Source organism: Cupriavidus sp. FW305-3-2-15-C-LB2 (assembly GCF_058787575.1).
In genome coordinates this window covers 54571-74649 of record NZ_JBYSZW010000018.1, presented here as the reverse complement: position 1 = coordinate 74649, position 20079 = coordinate 54571, and the positions used below count along the sequence as shown (strand labels likewise).

Here is a 20079-nt window from a genome sequence, read left to right as displayed (position 1 = left end):
CGCCCAGCGGCGCGGCGGCATGCCGCATCCCATTCCCTGACGCATAGCACCATGCCAGAACACTTCGATTCGCTCGAAACCCGCGCGCCGGAAGTCCGCGAGCAGGCGCTCCTTGCCGCCCTGGCACGCCAGGTGGCCCATGCGCGCGACAACGCGCCTTACTTTGCCGAGATGCTGGGCGGCGTCGACCCGCGGCTGCTGAGCTCGCGCGCGGCGCTGGCGGCGCTGCCGGTCACGCGCAAGTCGGACCTGACCGCGCGCCAGCGCGCACTGCCGCCGCTGGGCGGGCTCAACGCCACGCCGCTGGGCAAGCTGCGCCATGTGTTCCAGTCGCCCGGCCCGATCCATGAACCCGACGGCCATGACGCCGACTGGTGGCGCGTGGCCCGCGCCATGCATGCGGCGGGCTTCCGCGCCGGCGAGCTGGTCTACAACACCTTCTCCTACCACTTCACCCCGGCCGGCATGATGATGGAGACCGGCGCGCACCGGCTGGGCTGCTGCGTGTTCCCGGCCGGCGTCGGCCAGACCGATTCGCAGGTGCAGGCGCTGGCCAGCCTGCAGCCCACGGCCTACGCCGGCACGCCGTCGTTCCTGAAGCTGCTGCTGGAGCGCGGCGACGAGCTGGGCACGCCCTGCACCAGCCTGGCCAAGGCGCTGGTCTCGGGCGAGGCGCTGCCGCCGTCGCTGCGTGCCTGGTTCCAGGCGCGCAGCGTGCGCGTGCAGCAGATGTATGGCACCGCGGATGTCGGCCTGATTGCCTATGAGACCGAGGGCGGCGATGGCTGGGTGGTGGACGAGGGCGTGCTGGTAGAGATCGTCGAGCCCGGCGGTTCCCGGCCGATGCCCGAGGGCGAGACCGGCGAGGTGGTGGTGACGGTGCTGGGCAACGGCGACTACCCGCTGATCCGCTTCGGCACCGGCGACCTCTCGGCCATCGTGGCGGAGTCGTCGCAGCGGCCCAGCCCGTGCGGGCGCACCAATATCCGACTCAAGGGCTGGCTGGGCCGTGCCGACCAGGCCACCAAGGTCAAGGGCATGTTCGTGCATCCCGGGCAGGTGGCAGACGTGCTGCGGCGGCATCCGGAGATCCGCGCGGCGCGGCTGGTGGTGACTGGCGACCCAGGCGCGGACGTGATGACGCTGCGCTGCGAGGCTACACGCGAGGATGGTGACTTGCAGCGTGCGGTGGCGGAATCGCTGCGCGAAGTGATGCGGCTGCGCGGTGAAGTAGCTTTCGTTGCGGCGGGGTCGTTGCCGCAGGATGGGAAGCTGATCGAGGATGCGCGGCGATACGACTGAAGACAAGTCAAAGGCCCCGCATGGGCGGGGCCTTTGATGCAGGGCAGGTCAGGACTTCCCCCCCTCCACCGGCCGCGTCGGCAGCCTGACCATCCACACGCTCACCCCCACCGCACAAGCCAGCAGCGCCGCCGAAGCAAGCGGCCGCGCCCGCAGCATCCACGCGGTCGTCCCCATCGACGCCCACATCATCGACAACGCCAGGCACTTGGCCCGGAAGGGAATGCTGCGATTGCGCTGCCAGTCGCTGACCAGCGGCCCGAAGCGCGGATGTCCCAGCAGCCATTCATGGAAGCGCCGGGATCCCCGCGCGAAGCATGCCGCGGCCAGCAGCACGAATGGCGTGGTCGGCAGCACCGGCAGGAAGATGCCGATCACCCCCAACAGCAGGAAGACCGCGCCCAGCACCACCCACATGGCGCGCAGCGCCTGCTGCCGGCGGCTCAACGTGGCGTCGGAATCGGGCGGGGTGGTGGAGCTTGGACCAGGCAATGGTTGAATGAAGGGCCGCAATAGCGGCCCGGTAAAAACCTCGGTTAGCGCGCGATACCCAGGCGCGCCTTGGCGGCATCGTACTCCGCTTTCATGCGCGCGACGATTTCGCCGGCGGTGGGGATGTCGTGGATCTGGCCCACGCCCTGGCCGGCGCCCCAGACGTCCTTCCATGCCTTGGCCTTGGAGGCGCCGCTGGAGAAGTCCATCTTGCTCTTGTCGGCCACCGGCAGGTTGTCCGGATCCAGCCCCACGTTGCTGATGCTTTCGCGGATGTAGTTGCCGTGCACGCCGGTGAACAGGTTGGTGTAGATGATATCGGCGGCGGCCGAGCTGGTGATCGACTGCTTGTACGATTCCGCCGCGTGGGCCTCCTGCGAGGCGATAAAGCGCGTGCCGACGTAGGCAAAGTCCGCGCCCATGGCCTGCGCGGCCAGCACCGCCTCGCCGGTGGCGATCGAGCCCGACAGCGCGATCGGGCCGTCGAAGATCTTGCGCACCTCGCCCACCAGCGCGAACGGCGACAGCATGCCGGCATGGCCGCCGGCGCCGGCGGCCACCAGGATCAGGCCGTCGACGCCGGCCTCGATCGCCTTCTCGGCATGGCGCATGCTGATCACGTCGTGCAGCACGATGCCGCCATAGCTGTGCACCGCGTCGATCATTTCCTTGACCGGTGCGCGCAGCGAGGTGATGAAGATCGGCACCTTGTGGTCCACGCACACCTTTACGTCGTGTTCGAGCCGCGCGTTCGAGGTATGCACGATCTGGTTGACCGCGACCGGGCCCACCTGCGCGCCCGGGTTGGCGGCCTTGAAGGTGGCCAGCTCGCCTTCGATCTGGGTGAGCCACTCGTCGAGCAGCTCCGCCGGGCGCGCATTGAGCGCCGGGAATGAGCCGACGATGCCGGCCTTGCACTGCGCCAGCACCAGCTCCGGGTAGCTGACGATGAACATGGGCGAGGCGATGACGGGCAGGGCCAGGTTCTGCAGGGCCTGGGGCAGTTGCTTGGCGGCGGGCATGGTGTCTCCTGAACTACTGACGGGCACAGTGCAGGTGCCCTAAATGAACGGTCGTTCGATTATAGGGAGTTTCAGCGCGGTCACGTTAGAAGCCCCAGTCTATGCCGGTCCGGTCACCTCGTCGAACTACCCGGCCGGAAGGGTCAGTTCCGCCAGCGCGCCGCCGCCGGGGCGGTTGGCCAGCGTTACATCGCCATCATGCAACGTTGCCACCTCGCGTGCAAAGCACAGGCCCAGGCCGGTGCTCTTGTCCGCACCGTGCGGGCGTGGCAGCGAGTAGAAGCGCTCGAACACGCGCGGCAGCGCGTAGTCGGGGATGCCCGGGCCCTGGTCGGCGACGGCGATGGCCAGCGCGCCGCCGCGGCGCTCCAGCCGCACCATGACTTCGCTGTCCGGCGGGGCGAAATCGATGGCATTCTCCAGCAGGTTGGCGATGGCCTGGCGCAGCAGGAACGGATCGCCGGCGACCAGGTCCGGGCTGGCGTCGGCGGCCAGCCGCAGCGTGACGCCGCGCTGGCGCGCGCGCGGTTCCAGCTCGCTGCCCAGTTGCGCCAGCAGCGGCGCCAGCCGCACCGGCTCGCGCACTTCCAGGCGCTGGCGCTGCTCGACATCGGCCAGCGCCAGCAGCTTGCGGATCATGGTTTCAAGCCGCCCGGATTGTGCACGGATATTGGCGACGAAGCGCTGGCGGTCCGCCGCCGGCATCTCTTCCTGCAGCAGCTCGGCGGCGCCGCCGATCGCGGCCAGCGGGCTCTTCATCTCATGGGTCAGCGTGTGGATGTAGTGCTCGACATACTGCTTGTCTTCCAGCCGCTCGCGCATGCCCTGCACCGCGCGGCCCAGCTCGGCCAGCTCGCTGCCGCCGCGCAGCGGCATCTCCGCGCGCTCGCCGGCCGCCACCGCGCGCGCATACCCGCGCAGCCGGCTAAGTCCATGCGCCAGCCACAGCGTGCAGGCCAGCCCGATCACGCAGGCAGCGCCGATCAGCAGGCCGCCGTAGAGCAGGATCTTGCGCTGGCTGCGCTCGATGAAGGGCGCCATCGCCGCATTGGGCTTGGCCACGGTCAGCACGCCGATGATGCGCTCGCCGTCCGCGTCGCGTATTGGCGCGGCCACGTGCATCACGGTGCTGGCCTCGTCGTCGGGGTCGGTGCGCGTGCTGCGTGCGCCGTACTTGCCGCGCAGCGTCAGGTAGACATCGTTCCAGCGCGAATAGTCGCGGCCCACGTCAGTACCGGTGGAGTCAAAGCGCACGATGCCGTTGGCATCGGTCACGTAGACGCGGTAGCCGATGCTGTCCTTGTGCAGGCCCGACACATCGGCATTCACCGCCACATCGCGCAGCGCCGCCATGTGCCGCGCGAAATCGCCGTCGGCAATGCGTCCGGCCTTCATGTCGTCGGCGGCAAGCGCCGCCAGCACGTGCGCGGTGTCGATCAGCGTGTCTTCCATGGCCTGGCGCACGCCGGGCTTGACCTCCTGCACAAACACGCGCAGCGTCAGCACCGTGGCCAGTCCCACGATCAGGAAGAAGCCGAAGAAGATGCGCAGGCCGATATGCATGGCGTGCGCTCAGGGTTCCAGCGAATAGCCCATGCCGCGATGGGTGCGGATGCGCTCGGCGCCGTCGGCGGAAGCCTCCCGCAGCTTGGCGCGCAGGGTCTTGATATGGGTGTCGACGGTGCGGTCGCTGGTGTCGAGTGCATCTTCCCAGACGCACTCCATCAGCTGCGCGCGCGAGTAGATGCGGCCCGGATGTGTCACCAGCCAGGCCAGCAGCAGGTACTCGTAGCGGGTCAGCTCCAGCCAGCGGCCGCGGTAGGCCAGGCGCGCGCCGTCCTTGTCGTGCGTGAAGCCGGCAACTTCGTCGCTCTTCGCCGCGGTAGCACCGCCGCCGCGCGCCCGGCGCAGGATGGCGCGCACGCGCGCGGCCAGCTCGCGCGGCGAGAAGGGCTTGACCACGTAGTCGTCGGCGCCGATTTCCAGCCCGACGATGCGGTCGATCTCTTCATGGCGCGCGGTCAGGAAGACCACCGGCGCATTGCTGAACGTGCGTAGCGTGCGGCAGACCTCGAAACCGCTCAGATCCGGCAGGCCCACGTCCAGGATTACCAGGTCGGCCGCGCCGGCGCGCATGCGCTCGAGCGCGACGCCGCCGAGCGTGCAGTGCTCGGCCAGCATGCCGTCGGTGCGCAAGGCATAGAGGATGGTGTCGGCGATGGCCTGCTCGTCTTCCACCACCAGGATCCGCGGTTGTTCCATGCCCGGCATTTTAGTCCACTGAATCACTGAAATCGGTCGGCGCCTGCCATGTCATGCGGGCGCATCGCGTCGTTGCAAATGCTCGCAATAGCCGTGCTATTGCTGCGCCCTGCCCTTGCAGGGCGCACATGCGCTTGCAAGCGCATGCCGCTACGCAGGCGGATTGCCATGCAATCCGAAACCCCTGCTTCGCCCTAGCGCTGCATCCCGCATGACATGTCCTTCGCCTCCCATTTCAGTGATTCAGTGGACCAGCCGGTCAGGCGCTGGTGGCTGCGCGCGGCGGCGGCGCGGGATCCTCGCCTCGGCGCTTGTGGAAATAGATCTGCTCCGCCGCCCAGCGCAGCGGCGGCGAGTACAGCATCAGGTCGAAGGGCCAGTCGCACTGGAAGCGGTCGAACATCCAGCGCAGCGCACGTTTGGCGCGAAAGCGCGGCGCGCCGGCGGTGGCGGCCGCTTCCGGGGCCGGGCCGCCGCGCAGCAGGTGCGCGGCCACGGCCTGGCCGACCGACTCGCCATGGGCAAAGGCATAGTGGATGCCCCCGGCGGTGACCGGCGACACGATGCCGGCGGCATCTCCCGTCAGGATCACGCCGTCGCGCGCCAGCGGGAAGGCCGGGCCGCCGCATGGGATCAGCCCCGCGCGCGTCGCCGCAGGCTGCGCCAGTTGCGGCAGGCCGGCGCGCTCGCGCACATGCGCCAGCAGACCGTCCAGGTCTGGCGCGCGGCCGTGCCGAGGCAGGTAGCGCAGCGCCAGGCCGGCCTGCACGCCGGTGGGGTTCTGCGCGATCCAGCCGATATAGCCGGGTGCGAAGCGCCGGGTGATGAAGCAGTGCAGCGCGCCCGGCTCGGGCAGCGCCAGTCCCGGGAACTCATACTCCACGCCATACAGGAAGCTGTGCACGCGCCCCAGCCCGGCACACTGGGCCACGCGCGATTTCGCGCCATCCGCGCCGACCAGATAGCGCGTATTGCCCACGCCGGTCACATGCCAACCGCCGTTGCGCGGCACCGCGCCCACGAACGCCTGGCCCAGGCGCAGCGCGACCCGGTGGCGCACCAGCTCGGCGGCCAGCCAGCGCATCAGGCGCGGCGTATCGGTGGTGTGGAAATAATAGCCGGGCGCACTCAGGTCGATGCTGCGCAGCCTGGGCGAGTACAGCCGCACCTGCTCCACGCGGTGCACGCAATCGGCCGGCGCGCGGCCCAGCCAGGTCTGCTCGATGGCTTCCTTGACCAGGATGCCGGTGGTGTGGAGCTTGTCGCCGGGATCGGTCTTGCGTTCCAGCACCAGCACGCGCAGGCCGGCGCGCGCCGCGGCCAGGGCGCAGGCGGCGCCGGCAAAGCTGGCGCCGGCGATGACGATGTCGTAGTCGAAGGAGGGCATGGCGGGTCCCGGAGATGGCAGGGCTCCAGTCTGGCCAGCGGGGGTGAGGGGAATGTGTGGCGAGTGTGAAGTGGCGGGGCGGGGTGCACAACCCAAAAAAACGCCCCGCATACGCGGGGCCGTCAATTACCACGAAGATTGATACACACGGCGGGCACCTGCCAATGCCGCAGCCGCCATCGAAGAATAGGCCGCCAATGTGACGGCGGCATGGCAGCGCAATGAAGACAGCATGACATCACAGCCCGTAGCGCTTGATTTTGTCATAGAGCGTGGCCTTGCCGACTTGCAGCAAGTCCGCCGCCTGGCTGACCGCGCCGCCGGTGCGTGCCAGTGCATCCGCAATCACCGCGCGCTCGAAGTGCTCCATCCGCTCTCGCAGCGGCGCGGTTTCATCGGGGCCCGCGGCCTGCGCACCTGCCTGCCCGCCCTCCGGCACGCCCAGCACCATCCGATCCGCCGCATTGCGCAGCTCGCGCACATTGCCCGGCCAGGGACGCTGGGCCAGTGCCTGGCGTTGCGCCTCGGACAGGATCGGCGCCGGCCGCTGGTAGCGCACCGCGGACACCAGCGAGAAATGCTCGAACAGCGGCACGATGTCCTCGCGCCGCTCGCGCAGCGGCGGCAGCGCGATGGTGACCACGTTCAGCCGGTAATACAGGTCCTCGCGGAAGCTGCCCTGTGCCACCAGCGCATCCATGTCGCCCTTGGCCGCGGCGACGATGCGCACATCGATCTTCACCGAGGCATTCGACCCCAGCCGCTCCAGCGAGCCTTCCTGCAGTACCCGCAGCAGCTTGACCTGCAGCGCCAGCGGCATGCTCTCGATCTCGTCGAGGAAGAGCGTGCCGCCCGAGGCATGCTCGAGCTTGCCGATGCGGCGCTTGCCGGCCCCGGTGAAGGCGCCGGCCTCGTGGCCGAACATCTCGCTCTCGAAGATGGCCTCGGGCACCGCGCCGCAGTTCAGCGCGATAAACGGGCCTTCGGCGCGGCCGGACAGCGCGTGCAGGCTGCGCGCCACCAGTTCCTTGCCGGTGCCGGTCTCGCCGTTGATCATCACCGGCACGTCGGTGGGCGCGACATTGGCCACCAGCGCGCGCACCTGCCCGATCGCGGGCGAGCGGCCGATGATGCGCGTGCCCGCCGCGGGGCCGGCCAGTTCGCGGCGCAGCGCCTGGTTTTCCAGTTCCAGCGCGCGGCGTTCCAGCGCGCGGCGCACAGTGTCGGTGAGGCGGTCGGCGCCGAAGGGCTTTTCGATAAAGTCGTAGGCGCCTTCGCGCATGGCTTGCACGGCCATGGTGATGTCGCCGTGGCCGGTCACCAGGATCACCGGCACGCCCGGCGCGGCGTTGCGGCAGTGCTGCAGCAGGTCCAGCCCGCTGGCGCCGGGCAGGCGCACGTCGGTCACCACCACGCCGGCAAAGGCGCCGTGCAGGTGCGGGATCGCGGCCTCGGCGGAGGGCAGCGCCAGCACCGCGAAGCCGGCCAGCTCCAGGCTCTGCGCGGTGGCCTGGCGCACCAGCGGCTCGTCTTCGACAAACAGGACACGCAGACCGTCTTGCATGGCAATACTCATTGAGAGGCGGAAACCGATGGCGCCGGATCGATGGCGGGGGCGCGCGCCAGCACCAGCGTGAACTGCGCGCCGCCGCCGGGCACGTTGGCCACGCTCAGCTGGCCGTTGAACTCGCGCACGATCGACGACGAGATCGCCAGCCCCAGCCCCAGACCCTGCCCGGTTTCCTTGGTAGTGAAGAAGGGTTCGAACAGGCGCGGCAGCGCTTGTGGCGCGATGCCAGTGCCGTTGTCGCGCACGACGATGGTGACGGCGTGGTCTTTTGCCTGTACCTCAAGATCGATCTGTCCCTGCGCCGGCGCGGCCGCCGCAATCGCATCCAGCGCGTTGCCGAGCAGGTTCAGCAGCACTTGCTCCAGCTTCAGCTCATCGGCGCGCACGGCCAGCCCGGGCAGGGCGTCCAGGCCGGTGACGTTGACGGTGACCGCGCCAAGGCGCGGTGCCAGCAGCGCCAGCACATGATCGACCGCGGCGCGCAGCGCGACCGGCCGGTGCACCGGGCGCGCCTTGCCTGCGAACAGCTTGAGCTGCCCGGTGATCTTGCCCATGCGCTCGGTCAGGTCGGCAATGGCGGTCAGGTTGCCTTCGGCCGCGGCCAGCTGGCCGCGCTCCAGCAGCACGCGGGTGTTGTCCGAGAACGTGCGCAGCGCCGCCAGCGGCTGGTTCAGCTCATGCGTGATGCCGGCCGCCATCTGCCCCAGCGCGGCCAGCTTGCTGGCCTGCACCAGTTCGTCCTGGGCCGCGCGCAGCTCGCTTTCAGCACGGGTACGCTCGGCCACTTCATCTTCCAGCTTTTCATTGATCGCCATCAGGTCGGCGGTGCGGGCCTCGACGCGGCGCTCCAGCTGGTCGTAGGCGGCTTCAAGCAGGCGGCGGCTGTACTGCATGTCGCGCGCGCGCTGGCGGCGCTGGCGCCAGTTGACCAGCAGCAGGCAGATGCAGGCATAGGCCAGCGCCGCCGCCACGGTGGCGTTGCGCGCATTGGCCAGCACCGGCTCCAGCGGCGCCATCACCTGCATGGTCCAGCCAGCCGCGCCGACCGTGCGGTCCAGTTCCAGGTAGCGGGCGGCGCGTTCGGCGCCGTCCGGGGCAGAGGTGGTCTTGCTGGCGGGCGATTCGTCGCGCACGCGCACCAGCCGCGCGCCGTCGGCCAGCGTGGTGTCCGCCAGCCAGCGCGTGACCGGCGAGGTCAGCGGCTCCAGCGGCAGCGGCGTCACCGCGCGGCCGTGGTACTGGCGTGTCTTTTCCATCTCGGCCTGCAGCGGCGGCGGCAGCGGGCGCAGGGTGCGGTACTGCCAGGCCGATACCGACGACAGGAAGATCACGCCATGGTCGTCACTGACCATCAGCGGCTCGGCGCCGCTGCCGGCGCGCTGGAACCACTCCAGGTTGAGCTTGACCACGGTCACGCCGATGACCTTGCCGCCGGACTCGACCGGCTGCGCGAGGTAGTAGCCGGGCTCGTCGCTGGTGATGCCGATGGCATAGAAGCGCCCCATCTTGCCGCCCGCGGCGGTCTGGAAGTAGGGGCGGAAGCGGTAGTCTGTGCCGACAAAGCTGCCGGGCTGGCCGTGGTTGCTGGCCGCCAGCGCAATGCCGTTGGCGGCGATCACATAAGTGGCCGAGGCATGCGCGCGGCGGTTGACCTCCGCCAGGTACTGGTTGGCGGCGGCCACGCGTTGCGGGTCGTCGGGGGAGTCCAGCAGCCCGCGCACGAAGGGGTGCAGCGAGACCAGCGCGGGCAGGAATTCGTAGCGGTCGAGGGTGCTTTCCAGCGTGGCGGCGTAGCGGTCGGCGCGCGTGGCCGTGCTTTGCTGGAGGCTGGCCAGGCCGCGCTGGACCGAGACCAGCCAGGTCAGCGCGCACAGCAGCAGGAGACCCGCGGCCAGCGCCACGGCAAAGCCCCACCACCGCCCGCTGCCGACGTCCGGCGCGTGGGCCGGACGGGTGGCGGCGGGGTCATGCACGGCGAGAAAATCGTCTGAGTGGGTCATCGGCGCGCGCGGGGGCTGTCGCGCCGATGATACCTGCTGGCGGGCGGCCGGGGCAGCCGTCCGCGCAGCGGTGGTGGCGCCCTCAGTGGACGCCCTGGCCCACGTCGGCAAGATCCGCCACATCGCCGCTGCCGCCGTTCAGCACGCTGGCCAGGCGCTTGCGGTCAAGCTCGCGCTCCCATGCCGAGACCACCACCGTGGCCACGCCGTTGCCGATGATGTTGGTCAGCGCGCGGCACTCGCTCATGAAGCGGTCGATGCCGAGGATCAGCACCATGCCCGCCACGGGGATGGTCGGCACCACCGCCAGCGTCGCGGCCAGCGTGATGAAGCCCGAGCCGGTCACGCCGCTGGCGCCCTTGGAGGTGATCATCGCCACCGCCAGGATGGTCAGCTGCTGCATCAGCGTCAGCTCGATGCCGGTGGCCTGCGCGATGAAGATCACCGCCATCGTCATGTAGATGTTGGTGCCGTCCAGGTTGAACGAATAGCCGGTGGGCACCACCAGGCCCACCACCGAGCGCGAGCAGCCGAGCTTTTCCAGCTTCTCCATCATGTGCGGCAGCGCCGCTTCCGACGAGCTGGTGCCCAGCACGATCAGCAGCTCTTCCTTGATGTACGAGATGAAGCGCACGATGCTGAAGCCGGTCATGCGTGCGATCGTGCCCAGCACCACCAGCACGAAGATGATGGCCGTGAAGTAGAAGGTGCCGATCAGCTTGAGCAGCGGCACCAGCGAGCCCAGGCCGTACTTGCCGATGGTGAACGCCATCGCGCCGAAGGCGCCGATCGGGGCCACCTTGGTGATCACGTGGACGATATGGAAGAACACCTTGGAGACCTGCTCGATCAGCTGCACCACAATGCGCGCGCGTTCGCCGAGCACGGCCAGCGCGGCGCCGAAGAACAGCGACACCAGCAGGATCTGCAGGATGTCGCCGTTGGCGAAGGCGCTGAAGACCGTGTCCGGGATGATGTGCATCAGGAACTCGACCGTGCTCTGGCCGTGCGCCTTGGACACGTACTGGGCAATCGCCTTGGTGTCCAGCGTGGCCGGGTCGATGTTGAAGCCCACGCCCGGCTTGAGCAGGTGCGCGGCGCCCAGCCCGATCAGCAATGCGAAGGTCGACACCACCTCGAAGTACAGCAGCGCCTTGCCGCCGACGCGGCCGACCTTCTTCATGTCGCTCATGCCGGCGATGCCGGTCACCACGGTGCAGAAGATGATCGGGCCGATGATCATCTTGATCAGCTTGATAAAGCCATCGCCGAGCGGCTTCATGGCCACGCCGGTGTCGGGCCAGTAGTGGCCGAGCAGGATGCCGACGCAGATGGCGAACAGGACCTGCACGTACAGGATCTTGTAGAAGGGTTTTCTCATGATGTCGTCCTCGGTGTTGACCGTACCCGGGCGCTATCGCTCGGGCCGCGCGCCGTCACGGTTGCGGCGCGTTCAGGGACGGGAATTCGCAACCGCCGTGCCAGTCAAACCGGCATTGCTAACTGGTTGATTCACAAGGAAACACCGGCCCGGCAGGGGCGCGCGGCCTCCGGGATTCCGGAAATCCGGACGGCGCGACTCCGGGGTTTCGGAATGCCGGATGCATCGCAGGTGCGCGAAGCGCCACCCGATGGGGGCCGGCGGCAACTTAGACCGCCGTGCCAGGGCGCCGCCATCGCGGCCATGCCGCCGCGACACCGTATAATTCCGAGCTTCCGTTCAATGCCGTCCGGGCCGTGCCGCCGTCCGGGGCCGCCTTCTCACACCGTACGCATGAGCAGCTACTACCAGCACCACGTCTTCTTCTGCCTGAACCAGCGCGAGGCCGGCGAGAACTGCTGCGCCAACCACAACGCCCAGGCGATGCAGGAATACGCCAAGAAGCGTTGCAAGGAACTGGGCATCGCCGGCGGCGAAGGCCGCGTGCGCATCAACAAGGCAGGCTGCCTGAACCGTTGTGAACTCGGCCCGGTGCTGGTGGTCTACCCCGAGGCCATCTGGTACACCTTTGTCGACGAGCACGACATCGATGAAATCATCGACAGCCACCTGATGAAGGGCAAGCCTGTCGAACGGCTGATGGTGGACCGCTGAACCAACCGAAGCCGGCGCATGCCGGCTTGTTGCTTCCCTGTTTTGCCGCTTTGCCGTATTGCTCCGCCGCCCGCCAGCCGGACGGTTTTTTCATTTTTGCCCGGGCTTCCCGCCGGGCGCTGGCTTCACCGCCATCCTGACCGCCATCATGAACGCGCATACCCAGGTACTTTCCATCGCCGGTCCCGCCGGTGCGATCGATCTCTCGGTAGACCTGCCGCAAGGTGAGCCGCGCGGCCTGGCGCTGGTAGCGCATCCGCATCCGCTGTTCGGCGGCACCAAGGACAACAAGGTCGCGCAGACGCTGGCGCGCAGCTTCGTGCAACTGGGCTATGCCACGGTGCGCCCCAACTTCCGCGGCGTCGGCGGCAGCGCCGGCGAGCATGACAACGGCATCGCCGAGCAGGACGACCTGCTGGCCGTGGTGGCCTGGATGCGCCAGCAGACCGCGTGGTCGGCACAGGCCGCAACGCTGCCGCTGGCCATGGGCGGGTTCTCGTTCGGCAGCTTCGTCACCACCCACGTGGCGCGCCGCCTGGCCGAGGCCGGCACGCCCGCGCAGCGCCTGGTGCTGGTGGGCACCGCCGCCAGCCGCTGGCAGGTAGCCGAGGTGCCGGCCGACACCATCGTGATCCATGGCGAACAGGACGACACCGTGCCGCTGGCCAGCGTGTTCGACTGGGCCCGCCCGCAGGAGCTGCCGGTGATCGTGATCCCCGGCGCCGACCATTTCTTTCACCGCAAGCTGCACCTGATCAAGCAGCTCGTCGTCAATGCGTGGGACCGGTGAGGCCGGCACGCCGCCACCCGGACCATCCCCGCGCCACCTTCTTACTGTCGGAAAACAGAAACATGCTGAATCGAGCCACGACACGCCTTTCGTCCGCTTTTGCTCCCGCCGCCATCGCCGCCGCCATCGTGCTGGCCGCCGCGCCTGCCGCCGTCCTGGCGCAGGGCGTGCCGATGCCGCAAGTCGCAGCCAAGTCGTGGATGCTGTATGACGTGACCAGCGGCCAGGCCCTGGCGTCGCAGAATGCCGATGCGCGCATCGAGCCGGCCTCGCTGACCAAGCTGATGACGGCCTACCTGGCGTTCGAGGCACTCAAGGAAAAGCGCCTGACGCTGGACCAGGCGGTGGTGCCGACCAGCGTGGTGCTCAAGGTCAAAAGCGACGAGTCGCGCATGTTCATCGAGCCCAACAAGCCGGTCACCGTGCAGGACCTGCTGCTGGGCCTGATCGTGCAGTCGGGCAACGACGCCGCGCTGGCGCTGGCCGAAGCCGTGGGCGGCTCGGAAGAGGGCTTCGTCGCGATGATGAACCGCGAGGCCCAGCGCATGGGCATGAAGAACACCCACTTCACCAACACCGACGGCATTCCCGACCCGAACCACTACACCACCGCGGTCGACCTGGCCACGCTGACCACGCGCCTGATCAAGGACTTTCCCGAGTACTACGCCATGTACTCGCAGAAGGAGTTCACCTATAACAAGATCAGGCAGCCCAACCGCAACCGCCTGCTGTACATCGACCCGACCGTGGACGGTGTCAAGACTGGCCACACCAAGTCCGCCGGCTACTGCCTGATCTCGTCGGCCAAGCGGCCGCTGGCCAACGTGCCGGACGGCTCGCGCCGCCTGATCTCGATCGTGATCGGCACCACCACCGAACAGGTGCGCACCCAGGAAAGCCTGAAGATCCTCAACTACGGCTTCCAGTTCTTCGATACGCTGCGCCTGTACGACAAGGGCCAGGTGCTGGCCACGCCGGACATCTACAAGGGCAAGAGCGGCACGGTCAAGATCGGCGTGCAGAACGAGACCTTCGTCACCGTGCCCAAGGGCACCGGCGGACGCCTCAAGCCGGTGCTGGAGCGCCAGGAACTGCTGATCGCGCCGATCTCGGCAGGCCAGCAGGTGGGCATGGTCAAGCTGATGGACGGCACCAACAAGGTGGCGGAGTTCCCGGTGGTGGCGCTGGAAGAAGTGCCCGAGGCCGGCTTCTTCGGCCGCCTGTGGGACACCATCCGCCTGTGGTTCAAGCGCAAGTGACCTGAATGCGCGTAAGCCGGCGCGCCATGCGGCGCGCCGGTTTCGTGCCGGAGAATCCGACATGACAACCGACAAGCAAGGCAGCAACAAGCCGGGCGACATCCCGCCGGAGCAGTCGCTGATCGAATACCCCAGCCACTTTCCCATCAAGGTGATGGGCGCGATGCAGGACGGCTTTGCCGAGGCCATCGTCACGCTGGTGCAGGAGTTCGATCCCGACTTCCACGCCGGCAAGATGGAAATGCGCCCCTCCAGCGGCGGCAACTACCTGGGCCTGACCGTGACGGTGTGGGTCACCAGCCGCGAGCAGCTCGACGACTTGTATCGGGCGCTGACTTCGCATCCGATGGTGAAGGTCGTCCTCTAACCTGTCCTTCCCGCATTGTTTTCTCCCCTCTCCCGCGCGCGGGAGAGGGGAGTCGCCTTGATGCGTTCGCGCCAGTTTCAATTGCTGGTGGTCTGCAGTTTCCCCATACCAACATGAACACCATCACCCTGAAACCCGGCAAGGAAAAATCCCTGCTGCGCCGCCACCCGTGGATCTACGCCACCGGCATTGCCACGACCGAAGGGCGCTGCGAGCCGGGCGCGACCGTGATCGTGCGCGCCGCCGACGGCCGCTTCCTGGCCAAGGCCGCCTACAGCCCCGAGTCGCAGATCCGCGCGCGCGCGTGGACCTTCGATGAAAACGAGCCGGTCGACCACGCCCTGTTCAAGCGCCGCGTGGCCGCGGCCGTTGCCTACCGGCGCCAATGGGTGAAGGACAGCGACGCAGTGCGGCTGATCTTCGGCGAATCCGACCGGCTGCCCGGCCTGATCGTCGACTACTACGGCAACGGTGATAAGGGCCAGCTGGTGTGCCAGTTCAATTCGGCCGGCGTGGAACACTGGAAGACCGCGATCGTGCAGGCACTGGTCAAGGAAACCGGCTGCCCCAACGTCTATGAGCGTTCCGACGCCGCCGTGCGCCAGCGCGAAGGCCTGGAGCTGGTGACCGGGGTGCTGGCCGGCGCCGAGCCGGATCCGGCGCTGTCGGTCACCGAGCACGGCGTGCGCTACTACGTCGACGTGCGCAACGGCCACAAGACCGGCTTCTATGTCGACCAGCGCGACAACCGCAAGCTGGTGGGCGACCTGGCCGGCGGGCGCGAGGTGCTGAACTGCTTCTGCTATACCGGCGGCTTCTCGCTGGCGGCGCTGCGCGGCGGCGCCACCTCGGTGACCTCGATCGATTCGTCGGGCGAGGCGCTGAAGATCGCCGCGGGCAATGTCACGCTCAACGGCTTCGAACCCGAGCGCGCCACCTGGCTCGATGCCGACGTGTTCAAGACCCTGCGTGAATTCCGCGCCGAGGGCCGCCAGTTCGACCTGATCGTGCTGGACCCGCCCAAGTTCGCCCCGTCGGCGCAGCATATCGACCGCGCCGCGCGCGCCTACAAGGAAATCAACCTGGTCGGCATGCAGCTGCTGCGCCCGGGCGGGCTGCTGTTCACCTACTCGTGCTCGGGCGCGATCAGCATGGAGCTGTTCCAGAAGATCGTGGCGGGCGCGGTGACCGATGCGCGCGCCGATGCACGCATCCTGCGGCGGCTGTCGGCCGGCACGGATCACCCGATGCTGGCGGCGTTCCCGGAAGGCGAGTACCTCAAGGGTTTGCTGCTGGAGAAGGTAGCGTAAGACGGATGTGTGGCGCTGGTCAGCGCCACATATTCCGCATCCGGCTGGCCAGGTCCACCGGCGCCAGCGCGGGTCTGGCCGGCCCTTCGCCCGGCATCGGCGGGGGTGGCCACGAGCGGCTGTAGAAGTTGGGCATCACGCGGTTGGGCAGGAAGCGCGTGCGCGACGCATACACATGCCGGTCGCCGAAGCCCACCTGCTGGTGCACGTAGAAGCGCTGCGGCACCACGATGTCCAGGTGGTCCCTGGCCCGCGTCATTGCCACATAGAGCAGCCGCCGTTCTTCCTCGATCTCTTCGGTGGTGCCGGTCGCCAGGTCGCTCGGCATGCAGCCGTCGACCGCATTGAGCACGTACACCGCCTTCCATTCCTGGCCCTTGGCCGAGTGGATGGTCGACAGGATCAGGTAGTCCTCGTCGCGCGAGGGCACGCCGGATTCGTCGCTGGAGGCGCTGGGCGGGTCCAGCGTCAGTTCGGTCAGGAAGCGCTCGCGCGCGCCGTAGGTGGCGGCGATGCGCTCCAGCTGCTGCAGGTCGGCCTGGCGCGCGGCGGCATCGTCGTGCAGGCGCTCCAGGTGCGGCGCGTACCAGGCCAGCACTTGCTCGAACTCCGACGGCCACGGCGAGGTGGGCGCCATCAGCGCGCGCGCCAGCGCCAGCAGGTCGGCCCAGGCGGGCGCTGCGGCCGGCGGCGGCTCGAATTGCTCCAGCGCGAACAAGGGCTCGGTGGCCAGCGCCAGCGCATCGAGCACGCGCGCCGCGGTCTTGGGGCCGATGCCGGGCAGCAGCTGCAGCGTGCGGAAGCCCGCCATGCGGTCGCGCGGGTTCTCCAGCCAGCGCACCACCGCCAGCGCGTCCTTGACGTGGGTCGATTCCAGGAATTTCAGCCCGCCGAACTTCACGAACGGGATATTGCGCCGGGCCAGCTCGATCTCTACCTGCGCGCTGTGGTCGGCGGCGCGGAACAGCACCGCCTGTGCCATCAGCGTCAGGCCGGCCTCGCGCCGCGCCAGCACCTGCTCGACCACGTAGCGGGCCTGGTCGGCCTCATCGTTGACCACGATCACGCCGGGCTTTTCGGCCGAGGCGCGCTCGGACCACAGGTCCTTGGTATAGCGCTCGGCCGCCAGCCCGATCACGGCGTTGGCGGCCTGCAGGATCGGCTGCGTCGAGCGGTAGTTCTGCGACAGCGTGACCTGCTGCGCGGCCGGCGTGAACTGCGCCGGGAAGTCCAGGATATTGCGCACGGTGGCGCCGCGGAAGGCGTAGATCGACTGCGCGTCGTCTCCCACCACGGTCAGGCCGCGGCCGTCCGGCCGCATGGCCAGCAGGATCGACGCCTGCAGCGCATTGGTGTCCTGGTATTCGTCGACCAGCACGTGGTCGAAGCGCGCGCCCATGTCCTGCGCGATGGTGGGCTCGGCCATGGCCTGCGCCCAGTACAGCAGCAGGTCGTCATAGTCCAGCACATGCTGCTTCTGCTTGGCCTCGACATAGCCGGCGAACAGGGTGCGCAGCGCATCCGCCCACATCGCGTAGCGCGGGAACTGCTGCTTGAGCACGTCTTCCAGCGGCGCCTGGGTGTTGACCACGCGCGAGTAGATCGCCAGGCAGGTTTCCTTCTTCGGGAAGCGGCTGGCGGTCTCCGACAGGCCCAGGTCGTGGCGCACCACGTGCATCAGGTCGGCGGCATCGCCGCGGTCGCTGATGGTGAAGGCGGGCGACAGGCCCAGGGTCTCGGCGTATTCGCGCAGCAGGCGCGCGCCGATGGCGTGGAAGGTGCCGGACCACTGCAGCGCCGCGCGCCCCGCGCCGGTCTGGGTGCCGAGCGCCTGGTCGACGATGCGCTCGACGCGCCGTCCCATCTCCGCCGCGGCGCGGCGCGAGAACGTCAGCAGCAGGATGCGTCGCGGATCGGCGCCGGCCAGCACCAGGTGCGCGACCCGGTGCGCCAGCGTATTGGTCTTGCCCGAGCCGGCGCCGGCGATGATCAGCAGCGGCGCGTCGCTGCCGTGTTCCACCGCGGCGCGCTGCTCCGGGTTGAGCCGGGACAGGTAGGCGGGGACATCATCGGCTCCAGGGGCAGCGAGGTCGGCGGCGGGGGCTAGGTCCAAAGTCACAGGCGGGGCTCGGGGAAGGCTCGGAAAACTCAGAAAAAGGCTGGCGCCAACTGTATATCCATACAGGGATGTCGCGCAACCTGCTGCCCTGGCGATCGTGCGTAAAAACAGAAAAAGGTGCTCGATGAGCACCTTTTCGCTGCGGTTGCCGCGGGAGCGTTACGCGGACTTTGCCAGCGCGCCATCCAGCAGCTTGTGCAGCGCATCCCACTCGGGCTCGCCCACATAGCGCTTCAGGATGCGGCCGTCCTTGTCGACCACGAAGGTGGTCGGCGTCAGCTGCACATTGCCGAAGGCCCTGGCCGCGGTGCCGTCGGAATCCATCGCCACCTTGAACGGCAGGCCGCGCGTCCTGGCGTAGTTCATTACATACATGGGCGGGTCGTAGTTCATCGCCACGGCGACGAATTCCAGCCCCTTGCCCTTGAACTGCTCATAGGTGCGGACCATGTCAGGCATTTCCTTGACGCAGGTGGCGCAGCTGGTGGCCCAGAAGTTGATCATATAGACCTTGCCCTTGAGGTCGGCGGTGCTGACCTTCTCGCCCGACAGCAGCGTGAAGGTGGCCGCCGGGGCCGTATTGGCCGGCGCCAGCGCGCGGTAGCCGAACCAGCCCAGCAGCGCGAGCACGACCACGGCCGCGACGATGGGCCAGGGCTTGCGGGAGGATTTGGTGGCAGGGGCAGCAGTGGTCATGGAATCCGGGTCAGGCAGGTTCGGTCAGTAATGGGACATTCTAATGCCGCAGGCGTTCGCGCGCTGCGCGGGGCCGGGCTGCGGCAATCCGCCGCAAGCGTCCCGATCGATTCAGCGCCGGACGGTGGCGCGTGCCTGGTCCAGCGCCTGTTCCAGGTAGGCGCCGTAGAAATCCGGCTGCATGCCGCGCAGCGGGCCGGCGGCGGCGCGGCCCTGGCGGTCCAGGAACAGCACCGTGGGCGCCACCCGCACCTGGTGCGCCCGGGCCCACGCGCGCGCGGTGGTCAGGCTGCCGTCGGCGTCGCGCAGCGGGGTGTCGGCTGTCATGTCGAGCTCGCGCACGGCAATCTCGCCGGCGGCGGCCTGCGGGCCCAGGTAGTTGCGGCGCACCGCGTCGCAATAGCTGCAGCCCGGCATCGACACCAGCACCACCAGCGGCTCGCCGCGGCGCGCGGCCTCGGTGCCGTGGGCGGCCAGGTCGGTGGCCGGCGGCAGGTGGGCGGGGCTGGCCGCGGCTGCGGGCATGCCGGCCGCGGCTGCCAGCAACGCACCCGCGGCCACCCAGCGCAGGCTGGCTATGGCGAAGGCGTGGCGGGCAATGAGGGCGGCAGGCATGGCTGGAACGTGGGGGCAGGGCGGTAGCGGGAGCGGGAGCGGCGCAGCAAGCACTGGAGCGCCGCTTTCGGGATAATACCGGTTTCCGCCCGCAGGCGATGGCGTCCGCCAGCGCCGCCCGCAGCCTGCGCGCGCCGTCCCCCATGGATTCCCGATGCGTCTTGTGCCGCCCCCGCCGAGCTTTCCTGCCGCTGTCCGCCGCCCGCTGCTGTGCTGTGCCGCCGTGCTGGCATTCGCCCTGTGCGCCTGTTCACCGCGCTATGACTGGCGCACCATCCAGTCCGGCGAGGGCGCCTACGCCGCGCTCTATCCGGGCAAGCCCACCAGCGCCGCGCGCGACGTGACCATTGCCGGGCGCAAGCTGCCGATGACGATGGAAGCTGCGCGCGTCGACGACACGCTGTTCGCCGTGGGCGTGGTGACGCTGCCCGCCGATGACGAAGCGCTGCGGCGCGAGGCGCTGGCGGCGATGCAGGCCGGCCTGCTGGCCAACCTCGGCACGCCGTCGGGCGAGCCGCGCGCGCGGCCCGTCACCGTGATGAGCGCCGACCGTCCGGGCCGCCCGCTTGCCGGCGTGGAAGTGCAGGCCAGCGGGGTGTCGCCGCAGGACCAGTCGCCGCGCCGGCTGACGGCGCGCCTGGTGGCGGTGGGTACGCGCGCGTACCAGGCGGTGGTGCTGGAATCGGGCGATGCCGCGCGCGACGCGCGCCAGGCCGAGCAGGTGGAGCAGTTCCTGGGCGGCTTCCACCCGTTCTGACGCGCCGCGTCGCAGGAAAGATTGTTGGTGCCG

At 68.9% G+C, this 20079-nt stretch carries 18 protein-coding genes; 7 read left to right on the top strand and 11 right to left on the bottom strand.

The features are described 5' to 3' along the window. Positions 1-51 precede the first annotated feature (51 nt). Positions 52-1302, top strand: coding sequence for a phenylacetate--CoA ligase family protein (locus AC3WRR_RS15420; RefSeq protein ID WP_492297378.1), 1251 nt, complete (start codon positions 52-54; stop codon positions 1300-1302). Positions 1303-1350: 48 nt separating this feature from the next. Here AC3WRR_RS15420 and AC3WRR_RS15415 read toward each other — a convergent pair whose 3' ends face one another. The 8 genes from AC3WRR_RS15415 to AC3WRR_RS15380 all read right to left on the bottom strand — a co-directional run bounded on the left by AC3WRR_RS15415 (position 1351) and on the right by AC3WRR_RS15380 (position 11416). Beyond that, entirely contained in the window at positions 1351-1719 is a 369-nt protein-coding gene (locus AC3WRR_RS15415) for a YbaN family protein (RefSeq protein ID WP_011614447.1), read from the bottom strand. Positions 1720-1838: 119 nt separating this feature from the next. Continuing rightward, a complete protein-coding gene (locus AC3WRR_RS15410; RefSeq protein ID WP_010814870.1) occupies positions 1839-2816 on the bottom strand; it encodes an NAD(P)H-dependent flavin oxidoreductase in 978 nt (325 codons plus the stop codon). Between the two features lie 126 nt (positions 2817-2942). Then, a complete protein-coding gene (gene creC, locus AC3WRR_RS15405) occupies positions 2943-4379 on the bottom strand; it encodes a two-component system sensor histidine kinase CreC (RefSeq protein WP_454749515.1) in 1437 nt (478 codons plus the stop codon). Positions 4380-4388: 9 nt separating this feature from the next. Then, positions 4389-5087 carry a two-component system response regulator CreB gene (gene creB / locus AC3WRR_RS15400; RefSeq protein WP_439671192.1) on the bottom strand — a complete coding sequence of 233 codons (699 nt, stop codon included), beginning with the start codon at positions 5085-5087 and terminating at the stop codon, positions 4389-4391. Positions 5088-5337: 250 nt separating this feature from the next. After that, the gene (locus AC3WRR_RS15395) at positions 5338-6465 is read right to left on the bottom strand and encodes an NAD(P)/FAD-dependent oxidoreductase (protein ID WP_492297376.1); all 1128 of its coding nucleotides are present in this window, start codon (positions 6463-6465) and stop codon (positions 5338-5340) included. Between the two features lie 238 nt (positions 6466-6703). Further along, positions 6704-8029, bottom strand: a complete 1326-nt coding sequence (locus AC3WRR_RS15390; RefSeq protein ID WP_010814866.1) for a sigma-54-dependent transcriptional regulator — start codon at positions 8027-8029, stop codon at positions 6704-6706. A gap of 8 nt (positions 8030-8037) precedes the next feature. Continuing rightward, positions 8038-10035: a sensor histidine kinase gene (locus AC3WRR_RS15385; protein ID WP_492297374.1), complete on the bottom strand. Its 1998-nt coding sequence runs from the start codon at positions 10033-10035 to the stop codon at positions 8038-8040. Between the two features lie 82 nt (positions 10036-10117). After that, the gene (locus tag AC3WRR_RS15380; RefSeq protein ID WP_492297372.1) at positions 10118-11416 is read right to left on the bottom strand and encodes a dicarboxylate/amino acid:cation symporter; all 1299 of its coding nucleotides are present in this window, start codon (positions 11414-11416) and stop codon (positions 10118-10120) included. Positions 11417-11809: 393 nt separating this feature from the next. Between AC3WRR_RS15380 and AC3WRR_RS15375 the strand changes: the two genes are divergently transcribed. The 5 genes from AC3WRR_RS15375 to AC3WRR_RS15355 all read left to right on the top strand — a co-directional run bounded on the left by AC3WRR_RS15375 (position 11810) and on the right by AC3WRR_RS15355 (position 15859). Then, the gene (locus AC3WRR_RS15375) at positions 11810-12130 is read left to right on the top strand and encodes a (2Fe-2S) ferredoxin domain-containing protein (protein ID WP_010814863.1); all 321 of its coding nucleotides are present in this window, start codon (positions 11810-11812) and stop codon (positions 12128-12130) included. A 148-nt stretch (positions 12131-12278) separates the two neighbouring features. Then, complete coding sequence (locus AC3WRR_RS15370) at positions 12279-12920, top strand: alpha/beta hydrolase (protein WP_010814862.1); 642 nt, start codon at positions 12279-12281, stop codon at positions 12918-12920. 62 nt (positions 12921-12982) lie between these two features. After that, positions 12983-14182, top strand: a complete 1200-nt coding sequence (locus AC3WRR_RS15365; RefSeq protein WP_010814861.1) for a D-alanyl-D-alanine carboxypeptidase family protein — start codon at positions 12983-12985, stop codon at positions 14180-14182. Positions 14183-14243: 61 nt separating this feature from the next. Next, positions 14244-14549 carry a YbeD family protein gene (locus AC3WRR_RS15360; RefSeq protein WP_010814860.1) on the top strand — a complete coding sequence of 102 codons (306 nt, stop codon included), beginning with the start codon at positions 14244-14246 and terminating at the stop codon, positions 14547-14549. Between the two features lie 113 nt (positions 14550-14662). Continuing rightward, complete coding sequence (locus tag AC3WRR_RS15355) at positions 14663-15859, top strand: class I SAM-dependent rRNA methyltransferase (RefSeq protein ID WP_454749517.1); 1197 nt, start codon at positions 14663-14665, stop codon at positions 15857-15859. Positions 15860-15878: 19 nt separating this feature from the next. On the opposite strand, the gene AC3WRR_RS15350 is transcribed toward AC3WRR_RS15355, so the two are convergent. From AC3WRR_RS15350 to AC3WRR_RS15340, 3 genes are all read right to left on the bottom strand, one after another. Continuing rightward, entirely contained in the window at positions 15879-17978 is a 2100-nt protein-coding gene (locus tag AC3WRR_RS15350; RefSeq protein WP_492297370.1) for an ATP-dependent helicase, read from the bottom strand. 159 nt (positions 17979-18137) lie between these two features. Further along, positions 18138-18674 (bottom strand): TlpA disulfide reductase family protein, encoded by a 537-nt coding sequence (locus tag AC3WRR_RS15345; protein ID WP_010814857.1) that lies wholly within the window; start codon positions 18672-18674, stop codon positions 18138-18140. Between the two features lie 111 nt (positions 18675-18785). Continuing rightward, positions 18786-19289 carry a SoxW family protein gene (locus AC3WRR_RS15340; RefSeq protein WP_454749519.1) on the bottom strand — a complete coding sequence of 168 codons (504 nt, stop codon included), beginning with the start codon at positions 19287-19289 and terminating at the stop codon, positions 18786-18788. Positions 19290-19443: 154 nt separating this feature from the next. On the opposite strand from AC3WRR_RS15340, the gene AC3WRR_RS15335 reads away from it, so the two are divergent. After that, positions 19444-20046 carry a hypothetical protein gene (locus tag AC3WRR_RS15335; RefSeq protein WP_010814855.1) on the top strand — a complete coding sequence of 201 codons (603 nt, stop codon included), beginning with the start codon at positions 19444-19446 and terminating at the stop codon, positions 20044-20046. Positions 20047-20079 lie beyond the last annotated feature (33 nt).

Excerpts from the sequence above, each read along its gene's own strand:
- AC3WRR_RS15420 (WP_492297378.1), top strand. The coding sequence starts at position 52 with ATGCCAGAACACTTCGATTCGCTCGAAACCCGCGCGCCGGAAGTCCGC.
- AC3WRR_RS15415 (WP_011614447.1), bottom strand. The coding sequence starts at position 1,719 with ATGTGGGTGGTGCTGGGCGCGGTCTTCCTGCTGTTGGGGGTGATCGGC.
- AC3WRR_RS15410 (WP_010814870.1), bottom strand. The coding sequence starts at position 2,816 with ATGCCCGCCGCCAAGCAACTGCCCCAGGCCCTGCAGAACCTGGCCCTG.
- creC (WP_454749515.1), bottom strand. The coding sequence starts at position 4,379 with ATGCATATCGGCCTGCGCATCTTCTTCGGCTTCTTCCTGATCGTGGGA.
- creB (WP_439671192.1), bottom strand. The coding sequence starts at position 5,087 with ATGCCGGGCATGGAACAACCGCGGATCCTGGTGGTGGAAGACGAGCAG.
- AC3WRR_RS15395 (WP_492297376.1), bottom strand. The coding sequence starts at position 6,465 with ATGCCCTCCTTCGACTACGACATCGTCATCGCCGGCGCCAGCTTTGCC.
- AC3WRR_RS15390 (WP_010814866.1), bottom strand. The coding sequence starts at position 8,029 with ATGCAAGACGGTCTGCGTGTCCTGTTTGTCGAAGACGAGCCGCTGGTG.
- AC3WRR_RS15385 (WP_492297374.1), bottom strand. The coding sequence starts at position 10,035 with ATGACCCACTCAGACGATTTTCTCGCCGTGCATGACCCCGCCGCCACC.
- AC3WRR_RS15380 (WP_492297372.1), bottom strand. The coding sequence starts at position 11,416 with ATGAGAAAACCCTTCTACAAGATCCTGTACGTGCAGGTCCTGTTCGCC.
- AC3WRR_RS15375 (WP_010814863.1), top strand. The coding sequence starts at position 11,810 with ATGAGCAGCTACTACCAGCACCACGTCTTCTTCTGCCTGAACCAGCGC.
- AC3WRR_RS15370 (WP_010814862.1), top strand. The coding sequence starts at position 12,279 with ATGAACGCGCATACCCAGGTACTTTCCATCGCCGGTCCCGCCGGTGCG.
- AC3WRR_RS15365 (WP_010814861.1), top strand. The coding sequence starts at position 12,983 with ATGCTGAATCGAGCCACGACACGCCTTTCGTCCGCTTTTGCTCCCGCC.
- AC3WRR_RS15360 (WP_010814860.1), top strand. The coding sequence starts at position 14,244 with ATGACAACCGACAAGCAAGGCAGCAACAAGCCGGGCGACATCCCGCCG.
- AC3WRR_RS15355 (WP_454749517.1), top strand. The coding sequence starts at position 14,663 with ATGAACACCATCACCCTGAAACCCGGCAAGGAAAAATCCCTGCTGCGC.
- AC3WRR_RS15345 (WP_010814857.1), bottom strand. The coding sequence starts at position 18,674 with ATGACCACTGCTGCCCCTGCCACCAAATCCTCCCGCAAGCCCTGGCCC.
- AC3WRR_RS15340 (WP_454749519.1), bottom strand. The coding sequence starts at position 19,289 with ATGCCTGCCGCCCTCATTGCCCGCCACGCCTTCGCCATAGCCAGCCTG.
- AC3WRR_RS15335 (WP_010814855.1), top strand. The coding sequence starts at position 19,444 with ATGCGTCTTGTGCCGCCCCCGCCGAGCTTTCCTGCCGCTGTCCGCCGC.